This window comes from Natronomonas salsuginis, assembly GCF_005239135.1.
Taxonomy (GTDB): domain Archaea; phylum Halobacteriota; class Halobacteria; order Halobacteriales; family Haloarculaceae; genus Natronomonas; species Natronomonas salsuginis.
The window spans coordinates 579,533-592,683 of record NZ_QKNX01000001.1 but is presented as its reverse complement, the minus strand read 5'-3'; the positions used below and the strand labels follow the sequence as shown (position 1 = coordinate 592,683).

Below are 13,151 nucleotides of genomic sequence, written 5' to 3'. Positions count from 1 at the left end.
CGGCTATCGGTCGAGCGCTTCAACGCCCACCAGCGTGTCGCCGGTCAGCATCTGTAGCGCGGCGCCGCCCCCCGTCGAAACGTGGTCGAACCCGTCCAAGAGCCCGAGCTTTCGGAGCGCGGAGGCGGTGTCACCACCGCCGACGATGCTCGTTTCGGCCCGCGTCGCCGCTTTGTACAGTTCGAGCGTTCCGGTCTCGAAGCGGTCGTCCTCGAACACCCCCGCGGGGCCGTTGAGTATCGCGGTGCCAGCGTCCTCGAGAATTTCGGCGTACGTGGCGACGGTTCGAGCGCCGATGTCCATCGCCGAACTGTCGCTCGGCAGTTCTTCGAGGTCGAGTTCGCACCGTTCGCCATCCCGTTCGATGGCGACATCGCGGGGCATGTAGATGCGATGGCTGAAGTCGTCGAGGAGGTCACCGGCGTTCTTGACCGCATCGTGACTCCGTTCATTGACGACCGCTGCCGACGCCGCCCCGAGTGAGACGCCGTCCGCGAGCAAGAACGCGTTACCGACGATCCCCGCCGTCAGGACCGCGTCCGCGAGACCGCGTTCGAGCACGGATCTCGCCACGTCGATCGAGTCGTCGACCTTCGCACCGCCGAGGACGTAGATCCGCGGTTCGGGGCTCCTCGCAATGTTCCCGAGCACGTCGAGCTCGCGTTCCATCACCCGACCGGCGAACGACGGGAGTCGCTGGGGGAAGCCGATGATCGACGGCTGCCGACGATGAGACGTCGCGAAGGCGTCGTTGACGTACGCGTCGAGTGCGGGGGCGAGTCTGCAGACGAGGTAGGTGTTCACAGCGTCGTCGGGGGTGAACGACATATACTCCTCCGAATAAAAGCGAGTGTTCTCCAACAGCACCGCCGTCCCAGAATCGAGCGCATCGATCCGTGCTCGGGCGTCCGACGAGAACGTCGAATCGCAGTACTCGATCGGCGCATCGACGAGTTCGTCGAGGCGTTTCGCGTGGGCGCGTAGTTCAGTAAAATCCTCACCGCCCGGTCGTCCCTGATGAGCGAGAAGCGCGACGCGCGCCCCACGCCGACACAGTTCGGAGATCGTATCGACGTGCGCGAGCAGCCGCGCATCGTCGGCAAGCCCCCCGTCTTCGCCGATCGGGCTGTTGATGTCAACGCGGACCCCAACCGCGGCCCCCTCGGCATCGAGATCGTCGAGCAACCGTATCATGCTCGGAGTTCCCGACGGACCGAGCAAAGTCCTTTCCGTTCGGATTCCGCCGTCGAAGCGGAACAAAGAGTTATTTACTCTTGGGTGTCCCACCACCAGCAAGTGACGCGCATACATGGGCACAACTGAATCAACAGTCACCGGGTCGATACGGGAACGGCCGGGGCTCGTCGTCGCTGTGCTGTTCGGCGCACTCCTTCTCGTCGATCTCGTGGCGAAACTCGCCGGAATCGAGGTCGGGCCGATCGGCGGCGCGCTCTCGACGGGGCGACTCAGGTCGAATCTCTGGAACGGCATCGTCATCGGGCTCGTGATCGGACTGGCCGGAATCGGGCTCTCGATGACGTACAGCATTCTCAACTTCGCGAACTTTTCTCACGGCGACCTCATCACGACCGGCGCGTTCACCGGCTGGGGCGTCGCGTTCGTCGTCGCCGCCGGGAGCGAGATCCCGCTTCGTGCGCTCTTGACGGTTCGCGGCGCGGGCGATGCGACGCCGGGCGATATCGGCGCGCACATTCTCACCACGCCCCTGGCGATCTTGCTCGGCTTGCTCGTGGCGTTCGTCGCCACCGCGCTCATCGCGCTCGCGCTTGATCGGGCGTTCTACAAGCCGATGCGAGACCGGAGCGGCATCTCGATACTCATCGCGTCGATCGGTGCCGCGTTGATCGTCAGATACCTGCTCCAGTTCGTCTACGGCGCCAGCAGCCGCGGGGTCACCGCGAGCGTCGAGGCGTCGAACCTCGCCTTTGCCCCTCTCGGACTGTCGGTCAACGCCCACCAGTTGACGCTCGCCGTCTCAGCCGTCCTGTTGATGCTCGCGATGCACTTCATGCTACAGAACACGAAACTCGGGACCGCGATGCGGGCGATGGCGGACAACAAGGACCTCGCGCTCATCACCGGGATCCCGGCCGAACGGGTCGTCACGGCAACCTGGATTCTCGGCGGCGGGCTCGCGGGTGCCTCCGGGTATCTCTACGTGATGTTGCGTGGGACGATCCAGTTCGACTTCGGGTGGCTGCTCCTCTTGCTCATCTTCGCGGCGGTGATCCTCGGCGGGATCGGGTCGATCTACGGCGCGATCGCCGGCGGGCTCGTTATCGGGATCGTCTTCACCACCTCGACGATCTGGCTCCCCTCGGACTTCAACGACGCCGCCGTCTTCGCGGTGATGATCCTCGTGTTACTGTTCCGTCCGCAGGGCATCTTCGGAGGTGTTTCGACGGCATGACCGACCGGGACGAACCGACGAGCGCGACGCGCGCCCTGTGGAACGCTGTACAGGAGAGCAGTCTTGGGGTCGTCCTCCTCACGCTCGGACTCATCTACGTCGCCGCGACGCTTTTGACCTTCACGAACGGCCTCAACAGCGTCGTCGGGCTGATGCGGACGCTCACATTTCTCGGGTTGGTGTACGCACTCTCGGCGCTCGCGCTCAACCTCCACTGGGGCTACACGGGCCTGTTCAACATCGGCGTCGCCGGGTTCATGGCCGTCGGCGTGTACACGATGGGGATCGTCGTCCGACCACCCGATCCGGCGTTCGGTCCGCCGGGTCTGGGGCTCCCGTTGCCGGTCGGGATCGTCGCAGGCATGGCGGTCGCGGCGCTCATCGGGTTTTTCGCCGCTCTGCCGGCGCTTCGGCTGCGGGCGGACTACCTCGCGATCGTGACTCTCGGCCTCTCGGAGATCATCCGCCTGACGCTGCAATCGGCCACGTTCGACACCTTCCTTCGAGAGACGTTCAACGTCGGAACCGGGGGCGGTGGCGGCATGGGAATGCCGAGGAATCCGGTCCGCGAGCTGTTTCTCGTCGACGGACAGGCCGGAACCCCGACCGCGCTCGGAGAACTCGTCTTCGGGACGCTCGGTCAGGACGGGCTCGGTATCTCGAACAACATCCTCATCGGCTGGGGATACATCTTCGTCCTCGCCGCGTTTGTTGTCGCCTTCTACGTCATTCTCGAACGGCTCGGGAAATCGCCGTTCGGTCGGATTCTCAAGGCGATTCGGGAGGACGAACTCGTCGCGGACTCGCTCGGGAAGAACGTCGATCTGATCAAGATCAAGGTGTTCATGATCGGCTGTGCGCTGATGGGACTCGCCGGCATCCTCTGGTTCGGCAGCCAGGGGAACGTCTCGCCGACTCCGCAGTTCATGCCGCTGTTGACGTTCTACATCTTCGTCGCCGTCATCATCGGCGGCTCCGGCTCGAACACGGGGGCCGTTGTCGGCGGGATCGTCTTCGCGGCCGTCCTCTTCGAAGGGCCGCGGCGCGTCGGGTCGGTCGTCCGGGACACGATCGATGCGCCGACGCCGAACTCGTTCGCCGACGCCCTCGCCTCGCTCGACCCCGTGGCGTTTCTGGCGTTCGCGACTGACAACATCGCGCCGCTGCAGTTCGTCTTTCTCGGCATCGTCTTGATCTTCATCATGCATCGCCGGCCCGACGGGCTCCTCGGCCACCGAATCGAGACGGCGGCGGCGGTCGATCTCTCCGAACGGTCGCGTTCCAACGGAGGTGACGGCGATGAGTGATCCGAGCCCGGAGGCGAAATCCCCGGACGAGCTCCCCGAAACGGAGGACTCACTCACCGAGGAGGCCGCCCAGACGACGCCGCCCGGACTCCCGCTCCGCGTGGACGGTCTCGTCAAGAAGTTCGGCGGCGTCACCGCCGTCGACGGAGCGACCTTCGAGGTCGAGGAGGGCTCTCTGACCGGGCTTATTGGTCCGAACGGGGCTGGGAAGTCGACCACGTTCAACTGCATCACCGGCGTTCACGAACCGACGGCGGGCCACATCTACTTCAAGGACGAAGAGATAACGGGACTCGATCCCTACCAGATCGCTCGGAAGGGGCTGGTCCGTACGTTCCAAATCGCCCGCGAGCTCGGCGAGATGACCGTCCTCGAGAACGTGATGTTGGCACCGAAGAACCAACTCGGCGAGTCGGCCATTCGGTCGGTGACGCCGTGGCTTCGAGGGGCCGTCGTCGAAGAGGAGCGCGCGCTTCGAGAGCGCGCGTGGGAGATGTTGGAGTTCTTCGAGATCGACCACGTCGCCACCGAACACGCCGAAAACCTCTCCGGCGGGCAGCGGAAACTCCTCGAGATGGCTCGAGCGCTCATGACCGATCCGGAGGTGGTGCTGCTCGACGAGCCGCTCGCGGGTGTCAACCCGACGCTCGAGGAGAAACTCCTCGAACGGATTCACGAGTTGCGCGAGGACGGATACACGTTCCTCCTCGTCGAACACGACATGGACGTCATCATGAACAACTGCGGGCACATCATCGTTATGCATCAAGGAAGCGTGTTGGCCGAGGGAACCGCCGAGGATATCCGAAACAACGAGCAGGTCATCGAGGCGTACCTCGGGGAGGACATATGAGCGCTGAATCGACGGGACGATCCGATGATTCCGAAATCGTCGCCGGCACGACTCACACCATCGACGAGGACGCGCTCCTCCGGATCCGCGACCTCGACGCCGGATACGGCGACCTCCAAATTCTCTCAGACGTGGATCTCGACGTCGCGAACGGCGAGTACGCAACTATCGTCGGCCCGAACGGTGCCGGAAAATCGACGGTGATGAAGACGGTGTTCGGCCTCACGACCTACATGGCCGGCACGGTCGAGTTCGCCGGTGAGTCGATCCACGGGCTTTCCCCCGAACAGATCATCAGCAAGGGGATCGGGTTTGTCCCGCAGAACGACAACGTCTTTCCTGGACTGAGTGTCCGGGAGAACCTCGAGATGGGAGCGTACATCCTCGATAGCGTTCCGGAGGATCAGATCGAGGCGATCTACGACCGGTTCCCCATCCTGCGCGAGCGTGAGCAGCAGAAGGCCGGCACCCTTTCTGGCGGCCAACAGCAGATGGTCGCGATGGGTCGGGCACTGATGCTCGATCCTGACTTGCTGCTCCTCGACGAGCCCTCGGCCGGGCTCGCACCCGATCTCGTCGCCGACATGTTCGACCGTATCGATCGGATCAACGACTCGGGGACGGCAATTCTGATGGTCGAACAGAACGCGAAGGAGGCCCTTCGACGCTGCGATCGCGGCTACGTCCTCGTCGACGGCGAGAACCGCTACACCGACCGCGGGGACGTACTGTTGGGCGACGACGACGTTCGACAGGACTTCCTCGGCGGCTGAGAACCTGATCGCCTGCTGATTTGTAATAATATCGTCAATTCAATGGTTTGTTTCTCAGGTAGAGAAGCGCCGCTGCCGTCGTATCCGTCCGCCGATCATCATGAGGACATTGCCGGGGGGCGGTCGCTTTTGCGAGAACCACTCCGACACCGTTTCGTCGTTCCTCATCGTTGTCTGTGTCGATGCTCCCGATCGATCCGATCGTCGTCGCGATCATACTGTTGCTCGTCGGCATCGTCGCGAGCTTCGCGCCGCTGATTCCGGGAGGTGCGGTGTCGACACTCGGGGTTGCATACTACTGGATGGTAACAGGGGACCTCGGAACCATCGCGTTTCTCGGGTTCGTCATTGTGGGCGTCTTAACCGTCGCCGTCGATCTCCTCGAAAGCGCACTCTCGGCACAGATCGGCGGGGCATCGATGCGAACGACCATTGTCGCCGCTGTCGCGGCGATCGGACTCCTGTTCGTCCTGGGTCCGCTTGGCGCGCTCCTCGGGGTCGTCGGGGTGGTGTTCTCCTTAGAGTATCTTCGACACGGAGATGTCCGTCGAGGGGCCCAGACTGCGGCGGTCACAGCCATCGGGATGCTTGCGTCAACGGCGATACAAGTCCTGCTCACCGTCTCGATGCTCGTCGGGTTTCTGCTCCTCGTGTGGGTCTAGGTAGTTTTCGCTCAACGTGTGATCTGTCTGTCGTGGGCGCTTCGACAATTCCCATCGACGTTCACTCCCGTGCAAGATACGCGCCCTGTATCCAGCAGGGCTCCGCCAAACTAACAGCGGCTGAGGGTTTCAACAGAGCGAAAAAATCGGGTCGCGTTCGTCCGAGTCGCCTCTACAGTTCCAGCACGTTCGTCCACTGGCTCGAGTAGGACGGCTGCTCGGGTTCGAAAGAGATGCGCTCTCGAACCTCGCCGCCCTCCTCCTCGAACGCGGCGGAGTACTGCTCCTCGAGCGCCTGTCCGTAGGCGTCGTTGAGGTACATGGTGCCGGAGCTTTCCGCGCCGACGCGGTCCCCGCGTGCGAGTTGGGCCATCGCCGGACCCTGCAGGAGGTCGGACGGACACGTCCGGTAGATGAAGTCGTTGTCGTCGAGGTTGGTCACGTCGGGGTCCGTCGAGGACGGCGAGATACCGACGACGGCGTTCGGGATGAACACCTGATCGGCCACCTGAAGGTTGACGTTCGACGCCGCGGGCCCGACGACGGCGGGGTAGCCGGCGTTGACGAGCGCTTCCGCCCCGGAGATCCCGGCCTGCGGATCCGTCTGCGTGTCCTCGACACGGGTGTCGACGGTGACGTTGATGTCCGCGTTGTTGACCTGCTCCGCTGCGAGTAGCGCACCGTCGCGGATCGGTCCGCCGAGCGGACCGAGGTCGCCGGTCTCGGGCATCAGGACGCCGACCATCGCTTCGAAGCTGTCGACGCCGACGGGGGCTTCGGCCGTCGCGTTCTGATCTTCTTCGGTGAGTCCCGCGCCGAACTCGAGGGTTTCGAGGGTCTCCAACTCGCCGTCCTGGAAGTCGATGACGTCGTAGGCGGCGGTAGCGATGTCACCGTTGACATCGAAGTTGACGCTCGACGACGCGCCGATGTAATTGATGTCGTCGCCGGCAGCGACGGCCTCGACCGCGCCGACGAGGTTCTCAGGACCGAACTCCTCGCCGTCGGGATTCGCGACGGTTCTAACGCGATCACGGATCGCCGTGCCGTCGTTCTCGCCGGCAGCCGTCGCCGCGAGGACGTTGACCGCCATCGCGTCGTACGCCTGCGCGGTGAATACGCCCGGTTCAGAGTCATAGGTGGCTTCGTACTCGGACTGGAAGAACTCCGCACCGGGACCGGCCGCGGAGGGGGCGGTCCCGATGACGTTGTTCATGTCGTTGTCGACCTCACCAGGGAGTTCGGAGTCGATGAGTCCGTCGGGGACGACGATATCGAGATCCGGCACCTGGTCGGCGAAATCAGAGTAGAAATCGCGGAACAGTTGGATTCCGGACTGCGGGAACCCGACGACCATCACGGCGTCTGGCGCGTTGGCACCACCGTTGCCGTTGCCATTTTCGTTCCCGCCACTTCCGTTTCCGTTCCCGCCGTTTCCGTTCCCGTTTCCGTTTCCATTCCCGTTGCCGCTGCCGTCGTCGGTCGTACACCCGGCGATGGTGGCGATTCCCGCAGCACCCGCACCCTTGAGTACGTCTCGACGTTGGATCTTTCGGACCATGCTGTGGCCTCCTACCATATCTGTGGGTATAAATGTATTCACATTCCGAGCAGCCACGGGAGAAATAAATCTCAGATACTCCGAAATAGTTGCAAAAACCGAAATATATACACGCACGTCCACCCATCAGCGGAGCGTGTGCTACGCCTCTCGCCTGACGGATCACCGCCGGTCGAGTCTCAGGCGAATTCGACGTCTGTCCGCTCGTCCCGACAGGTTTCGAGCGCGTGTTTGGCAGCCATCCCGGCTGCCTGTGCGGTCCGATCGGTGCCGACACCGACCTTCAGATCGACGCCGACGGCCTCGCGGACGTGTTCGATCGCGTCGAGATATCCGGTTTCGTCGACCGCATCGCAGACGACGATGATGTTGTCACCACCGACGAAAAACGAGAGCGAGTCGTGCGCTCGCCGCATATAGCGCATCAGCTCGGCGTACCCCTGTTCGATGTTGATGAACGAGTCGAACTCGTTGAGCTGATCGGTATACTTGCCGGTCGCGTCGTTGACGTCGAAGTGCGCGATCTGAACGTCGTCGTCGGTCCGGCGTTCGGGTGGGAGCGGTTCTCCTCGTAGAACCTCGGTCCGTTCGCCGTCTTGGGCGCTTCCGGCGTCCTGTAGCTGACTCGTCGCGGTCCCGAGCGCCGCCGCGGGGGCCGGATCGACGGCGATACTGAGGCTCACCGTCACCGGATAGCGGTTCCCGACGGATTCCTGTATCAGGGCATGTGCGTCGGCGTCGAGCCCGTTGGTGACGGCGACCATGTTGTCGAAACGAGTGAAGAAGACGTAGCCCTCGCGGTTGCCGAACAGCTGTGAGAGGTCGGCGTACAGCCGCGATTGAAGGGTCTGCAGATCGACTTCCCGGCGCGGTTCGGGGGTGACCGTCCACGGCCCGTAGTTATCGATCTGGATGAGCGTTACCTGCGCGTTTGTCACGCGTGGTGGTTACGCCCCGGTCAATATTTGCCTTGCCATCGACGACGGGGCTACCGACTCGGGGCGAGCGCGGCTCAGGCGTGGGCGTCGACGTCGATTTCCCACATATCGGCCGCACGCATCGCGCGACCGACGGCCTTGTGAAACGCGACGATGTCCTCGAACTCGTCCTCCTCGACGTGTTCGAAGATGTCGGCGACGCTGACGACGCGAGCGTGGTTCAATCGAACGGGTTCGTCGCCGTGCTCTTCGACGAACTCCGCCGCCGAGAGCGGAAATCCCTCCTCTTCGTCGAGCTTCTTCGCCAACACGGCCTGTCCGTACTTTCGCATTCCTTCGGAGCCTTCCTCTCCGTCGGGATCGTGGGGCCACTCCATGTTATCCAGTCCGGCACCCGGGATCAAAGCGTTTCCGCTCTCGGCGTATCCAGCGGTGAAACGTTCGCAGGGTTAAGTACGTCCCCCGACGAAGGGCGGATAACCGAACTCGTGCGCCCGCCCGTCGATTCTCTGGGATCGGCAGCGCGTGAGCCCCCCGAAAACGATGACTCCAGAACAGACCCAACACACGGACGCGGAACAGGTGCTCGAATTTCGCCTCGGCGATGAACGCTACTGCGTCAGTATCGACGCCGTTGTGGAGATCGTCGACATGGGCTCGGTGACGCCGGTCCCGAACGCCCCGTCGCACGTCGAGGGCATCATCGATCTCCGCGGGACGACGACGTCGATCATCGATCCGAAGGTCGGCCTCGACGTCGACGGCGACCTCGGCGATCGAGTCGTCATCTTCGATCCCGCGATTTTCGATGACGAGCGCTCGATCGGCTGGGCCGTCGATCGTGTCGAGGAGGTGGCCGAGATCGGCGACAGTCCCGTTGACGACGCCCCGATCGACGGCGACTACATCCGCGGACTCATACGGCGCGAGTCGGGATTCGTCGTCTGGATCGATCCACGACACCTAGACGACGTGCTCAACGCGACCGAGGGTGCGGCGATCAGCGTCGGTCAACAGTAGTCGGGGCGCGCTTCGAGACGCTCCATCGCGGAGGAGCGGCAGCGATTACAGCTCCGACTCGTCGGCGTGCGACCGAACCCACAGCTCGCCGATGCGCGAAAGCCTCGTCCGATAGGACTTGCCGTGCTCCTCGCGCTCGATGTAGCCCTTGCCGCCGGGACCGAGCCGATCCACGTTGTAGATGACCTTCGAACGGAACGCGTCGGTGTACTCCTCCCCGAGCTCGCGCGCGAGCGTTCCGGCCAGCTCGGAGACCGATTCGAACTCGCCGTGATCGCCGAGCGTGAAGAGGATCAGCTCCTCGAACGGTTTGACGTTCGAGAAGGAGGCGACCGGGAGCTCGATGATGTGGCCGTCGCCGAACCGCTTGGCTCCGATCGTGGTCCCGCGTTCGTCGAACTCCGCGAGCAGTTCCCGATTGCTCTCGAGCCGATCGGCGATTCGCTCCTCTTCGACGGTACCGTCGAGAAGTTCCGAGAGGAGTTCACACTGGCTTCGGAGCTCCTCGGCGAGTTCCGTTTCGAGGTACTTCTCGGGGACCGTATAGTAGGTGTGGATCCGGTCGCGGTCGCCCTCGCGTTCGACCATGATCGAGTGGGCGGCGGTGGCGAACGCGAAGGAGACCGTCCGCGGCATCGCCGAGACGTTGACCCACACCTCGCTGCCAGTGTCCAACTCGCCGTTGATCAGGTCGTAGGCCTGCTCGAACGCGGCGTCGTAGTCGTAGACGTCCTCGACGACGTACTCCTCGGTTTCGGCGCCCAGTAGGTTCCGGAAGTCCTTCTTGAGCTTGCTCGCGAGGTTTTTCGAGTACTCGACGTTCGCTTCGCTGCCGACCGCACCCTCGAGCAGGACGACCCGGTCGACGTCGAGTTGATCGCGGACCAGCGGCGCGATGAGCCGGTCGTAATCGAACCCGACCGGGACGATGTGGGTCTGCATACGCGAACGAGCGACGCCCACTCACAAAAAGGGTCAGACTCCACCCCGCGGGAGTGGGGTAGTGTTCAAATAAGCTGATTCCATGCGAAGCTGAACGATCTGAGCCAGTCGTCGGCAGTTTCCGCGTTGGTGTTGCTGAAACAGTTTGAGATGCTGGTCGTTCGACGTTTTATCTCTCGAAAGACACGTTCGACGCTGTTCCGATTTCCGTGTTTTTCGTATCTGAAATCGAGGCCGTGACGACGGCAGGCGCCTTTCAACGAGTGTGAGCCGTCGATGAGAAACACCGCATCAGAACCGTCGTGTTTCTCGCGGAGCTCGGCAAAGAACGCGTGAGCGAGAACGTTTGTTCTGGTTGCTTCAAGCTTTGCGTGGAGTAATTCATTTGTTTCAGGATCGACAGCGGCGTACAGCCAGTAGCGTTTATGGTTGATGGCGTCGGAATTCCCGACGACGGAAAGGAGATGCTCAACGATTCCGAGAGGCGCTATGAGGGTCGCTCCGGGATTGGGACAGGGCTGTACCTCGCGACGTCCGTGCTCGAACAGGTCGACGGCGAGATCTCGTTCGCTGACGATTACCCCCGCGGAACGGAAGTGACCGTGGGGCTTCATCCAGTGACGGAATCCGAGTAGCACGTGGATGAACGGGCTGGCAGGGACGGCGAGGATATCCGGCTGAGTTGACGCGAGACAGACGGTGACTACGAAGAGAGTGGATATGTAGTGACATCCTCCCCGTCGTGAATCGTGGGTCGATATAGGGATATTTGATGTGATTTAGTATATATTTCCACCACATCAGATATATGTTCTAGTGGCGTGTACTCGTGAGTATGACCACGGACACAACCGACGACGCAAGTGGGTCGATGACTCGTGGCGAACGGATTCGGGCCGCTGCCCGAACGCTTCGAACCCCGCGAAGTGCTTCATGGGTCGCCGACGAAACCGAGGTATCGATGAAGACTGCCCAGAAGTACCTCGACCAACTCGTCCAGGACAACGTCCTCCGACGCATCGAACAAGGTGGACAAACCCTCTACTGTGTCGACCAGTTGATGGCCACCTACCGTGAGGTCGCCTCCCTCCAACGGGAGCACGACCGCGAATCGCTCACCGATGCCCTCGAATCGATGCGCAACAAAATCACCGAGTGGAACGCCACCTACGACGTCGAGACGCCGGGAGAACTCCGCGGCAGTATCGCCGACCTCGAAGGTGCCGACGAAATCGCACGGCGGCGGGAGATATCCAGCGAGTGGGAACACCTCGCCGACCGCATCCCCGTCGTTCAGGCAGCGCTCAACGAATACGACTGGGCCGACGAACGCGACAGCCTCCCCGCCTAGCGCAGATGGGGCTATCAGGAACCACAGACAGTTCAGTCTACGAGGGACTCCGAGATGTGCTGAAACGCCATCCTGTCACCACGAACGTCGTCTACAAGCCAGATAGTATCGCCAAACGGTATCTGCAGGCCGAAGTCGATCCCGACCGTGTCATTCCGCCCGCCGGACCTGAGACACCGACGCTGGCTGTCGAATGGCGATTCACCGGTGAGGAAGCGTTCTATCGGGTTCACTACGCCAATCCGAATACCGGATTCAATTGTGGGTGGCACCGAGACGACGACCATCCAGAGCTTGGCCCACTGCATTTCCAATACGAGAATCCGCAGAACGGCGACGACGGCCACGAGCGGGCGCGGTTCAGCAAAACAGTTCCAACGGAAATCCTCTGGACGGCACTTGACCGGCTGTTCGAGGAGCGAATTCCGACTCTCACCGCCAAATCGTGATTCAAGGAGCGTGACTGGGGCTGACTCGCGGCTGTATATTACCACTATCAAGAAAGTTTCACCGACGAGTGCGCCAACGCCGCCGTTGACCGAACGGTGGGCCATCTCCTCGAATGCGTCGACTGCAACTGAACTAATCGTGACTAATGGCTTTGTATTCGTCCCAGAGGCGGCTGGCTCATAGCTGCTTTCACCTCCTACCCCGCGGTCAGAGCCGAGTGCGAGGCGGCAGGCTACTCGTGGGTTGACGGCGTCGTCACGGACCGAAACCTCGTGACGGGGCAGGCGTGGCCGGATCACCCCGAGTGGCTCGCGGGGTTCATCGAACTGCTCGGCGACGAGGTGACCCACGGGGAGGCGGTCGCGGCGGCCGACGACTGACCCCGGTCGAATCGACGCTCGGGAGCGCGTTCCCACCGCGTCGCATCCGGGACAAGCGATATATCCGGTCGTCGATTAGCGCCGCTGTGCACATTCTCTTTCCATTTCGCGTCGCGCCGTCCGGCGAGGGCGCGCTCCGATACCTCGTGGAGACGTACGGCGACGATCCGTCGGTGACGGTCACCGCGATCCACTTCACCGACCGGGATCCGGATCCACCCGCGGACGTCGCGACCAAGGAGATCGAATCGAAGAGCGACAAACACGCGTTCGAGGTCGAGACGGTGGTGAAACGGTTGTCGAAGGAGACGAAAGCGAGCGTCCGCGACGGCATCATCGCCGAGACGAACGCCAGAGACTCCGATCTGGTCGTGCTCGGACACGAACTGTCGTCGTTTTTCGACCGGGCGCGGGGAAAGCGGGTCGAGGATCGACTGCTCGAGGAGTGTCGAGTGCCCGTGACGATCGTTCCGAAGCCGTAGG

Annotated in this window: 15 protein-coding genes and 2 pseudogenes; 10 read left to right on the top strand and 7 right to left on the bottom strand. The window is 62.6% G+C overall.

All coding sequences use genetic code 11. From position 1 onward, the window contains the following. Positions 1-3: 3 nt before the first annotated feature. A complete protein-coding gene (locus DM868_RS03210; protein ID WP_137275401.1) occupies positions 4-1,194 on the bottom strand; it encodes a phosphoglycerate kinase in 1,191 nt (396 codons plus the stop codon). A gap of 115 nt (positions 1,195-1,309) precedes the next feature. Here DM868_RS03210 and DM868_RS03205 point away from each other — a divergent pair, with 115 nt between their 5' ends. The 5 genes from DM868_RS03205 (at position 1,310) to DM868_RS03185 (ending at position 6,026) form a co-directional block, all read left to right on the top strand. Then, positions 1,310-2,431, top strand: coding sequence for a branched-chain amino acid ABC transporter permease (locus tag DM868_RS03205; RefSeq protein WP_137275400.1), 1,122 nt, complete (start codon positions 1,310-1,312; stop codon positions 2,429-2,431). Continuing rightward, complete coding sequence (locus DM868_RS03200) at positions 2,428-3,738, top strand: branched-chain amino acid ABC transporter permease (protein ID WP_137275399.1); 1,311 nt, start codon at positions 2,428-2,430, stop codon at positions 3,736-3,738. The genes DM868_RS03205 and DM868_RS03200 overlap by 4 nt, the downstream gene beginning before the upstream one ends. Next, the gene (locus tag DM868_RS03195; protein ID WP_137275398.1) at positions 3,731-4,591 is read left to right on the top strand and encodes an ABC transporter ATP-binding protein; all 861 of its coding nucleotides are present in this window, start codon (positions 3,731-3,733) and stop codon (positions 4,589-4,591) included. The genes DM868_RS03200 and DM868_RS03195 overlap by 8 nt, the downstream gene beginning before the upstream one ends. After that, entirely contained in the window at positions 4,588-5,364 is a 777-nt protein-coding gene (locus tag DM868_RS03190) for an ABC transporter ATP-binding protein (RefSeq protein WP_137275397.1), read from the top strand. Before DM868_RS03195 ends, DM868_RS03190 begins: the two co-directional genes overlap by 4 nt. Positions 5,365-5,546: 182 nt before the next feature. Further along, positions 5,547-6,026, top strand: a complete 480-nt coding sequence (locus DM868_RS03185; RefSeq protein ID WP_137275396.1) for a DUF456 domain-containing protein — start codon at positions 5,547-5,549, stop codon at positions 6,024-6,026. Positions 6,027-6,198: 172 nt separating this feature from the next. Here DM868_RS03185 and DM868_RS03180 read toward each other — a convergent pair whose 3' ends face one another. The 3 genes from DM868_RS03180 to DM868_RS03170 all read right to left on the bottom strand — a co-directional run bounded on the left by DM868_RS03180 (position 6,199) and on the right by DM868_RS03170 (position 8,902). Next, the gene (locus tag DM868_RS03180; RefSeq protein ID WP_137275395.1) at positions 6,199-7,587 is read right to left on the bottom strand and encodes an ABC transporter substrate-binding protein; all 1,389 of its coding nucleotides are present in this window, start codon (positions 7,585-7,587) and stop codon (positions 6,199-6,201) included. Between the two features lie 179 nt (positions 7,588-7,766). After that, the gene (locus tag DM868_RS03175; protein WP_137275394.1) at positions 7,767-8,525 is read right to left on the bottom strand and encodes a GTP cyclohydrolase III; all 759 of its coding nucleotides are present in this window, start codon (positions 8,523-8,525) and stop codon (positions 7,767-7,769) included. 74 nt (positions 8,526-8,599) lie between these two features. Next, on the bottom strand, positions 8,600-8,902 hold the full coding sequence (locus DM868_RS03170) for a DUF5785 family protein (protein ID WP_137275393.1): 303 nt from the start codon (positions 8,900-8,902) through the stop codon (positions 8,600-8,602). Positions 8,903-9,068: 166 nt separating this feature from the next. On the opposite strand from DM868_RS03170, the gene DM868_RS03165 reads away from it, so the two are divergent. Next, positions 9,069-9,545 (top strand): chemotaxis protein CheW, encoded by a 477-nt coding sequence (locus DM868_RS03165; protein WP_137275392.1) that lies wholly within the window; start codon positions 9,069-9,071, stop codon positions 9,543-9,545. 45 nt (positions 9,546-9,590) lie between these two features. Here the strand turns inward: DM868_RS03165 and DM868_RS03160 are convergent, their stop codons facing one another. Together DM868_RS03160 and DM868_RS03155 are read right to left on the bottom strand one after the other, a co-directional pair. After that, a complete protein-coding gene (locus tag DM868_RS03160; RefSeq protein WP_137275391.1) occupies positions 9,591-10,487 on the bottom strand; it encodes an HFX_2341 family transcriptional regulator in 897 nt (298 codons plus the stop codon). Positions 10,488-10,552: 65 nt separating this feature from the next. After that, a pseudogene (locus DM868_RS03155) lies at positions 10,553-10,921 on the bottom strand (IS6 family transposase); the annotation flags it as partial. Between DM868_RS03155 and DM868_RS15750 the strand changes: the two are divergent. Together DM868_RS15750 and DM868_RS03150 are read left to right on the top strand one after the other, a co-directional pair. Next, positions 10,913-11,122, top strand: coding sequence for an ATP-binding protein (locus tag DM868_RS15750; RefSeq protein ID WP_394347520.1), 210 nt, complete (start codon positions 10,913-10,915; stop codon positions 11,120-11,122). The pseudogene DM868_RS03155 and the gene DM868_RS15750 overlap by 9 nt on opposite strands. A gap of 200 nt (positions 11,123-11,322) precedes the next feature. Continuing rightward, positions 11,323-11,838 (top strand): DUF7342 family protein, encoded by a 516-nt coding sequence (locus DM868_RS03150; RefSeq protein WP_170964415.1) that lies wholly within the window; start codon positions 11,323-11,325, stop codon positions 11,836-11,838. A 32-nt stretch (positions 11,839-11,870) separates the two neighbouring features. Here DM868_RS03150 and DM868_RS15015 read toward each other — a convergent pair whose 3' ends face one another. Next, a complete protein-coding gene (locus DM868_RS15015) occupies positions 11,871-12,392 on the bottom strand; it encodes a hypothetical protein (protein WP_170964414.1) in 522 nt (173 codons plus the stop codon). An 87-nt stretch (positions 12,393-12,479) separates the two neighbouring features. Here DM868_RS15015 and DM868_RS15615 point away from each other — a divergent pair. Together DM868_RS15615 and DM868_RS03135 are read left to right on the top strand one after the other, a co-directional pair. After that, positions 12,480-12,668: pseudogene (locus DM868_RS15615) on the top strand (DJ-1/PfpI family protein); the annotation flags it as partial. An 86-nt stretch (positions 12,669-12,754) separates the two neighbouring features. Further along, positions 12,755-13,150 (top strand): universal stress protein, encoded by a 396-nt coding sequence (locus tag DM868_RS03135; RefSeq protein ID WP_170964413.1) that lies wholly within the window; start codon positions 12,755-12,757, stop codon positions 13,148-13,150. Position 13,151 lies beyond the last annotated feature (1 nt).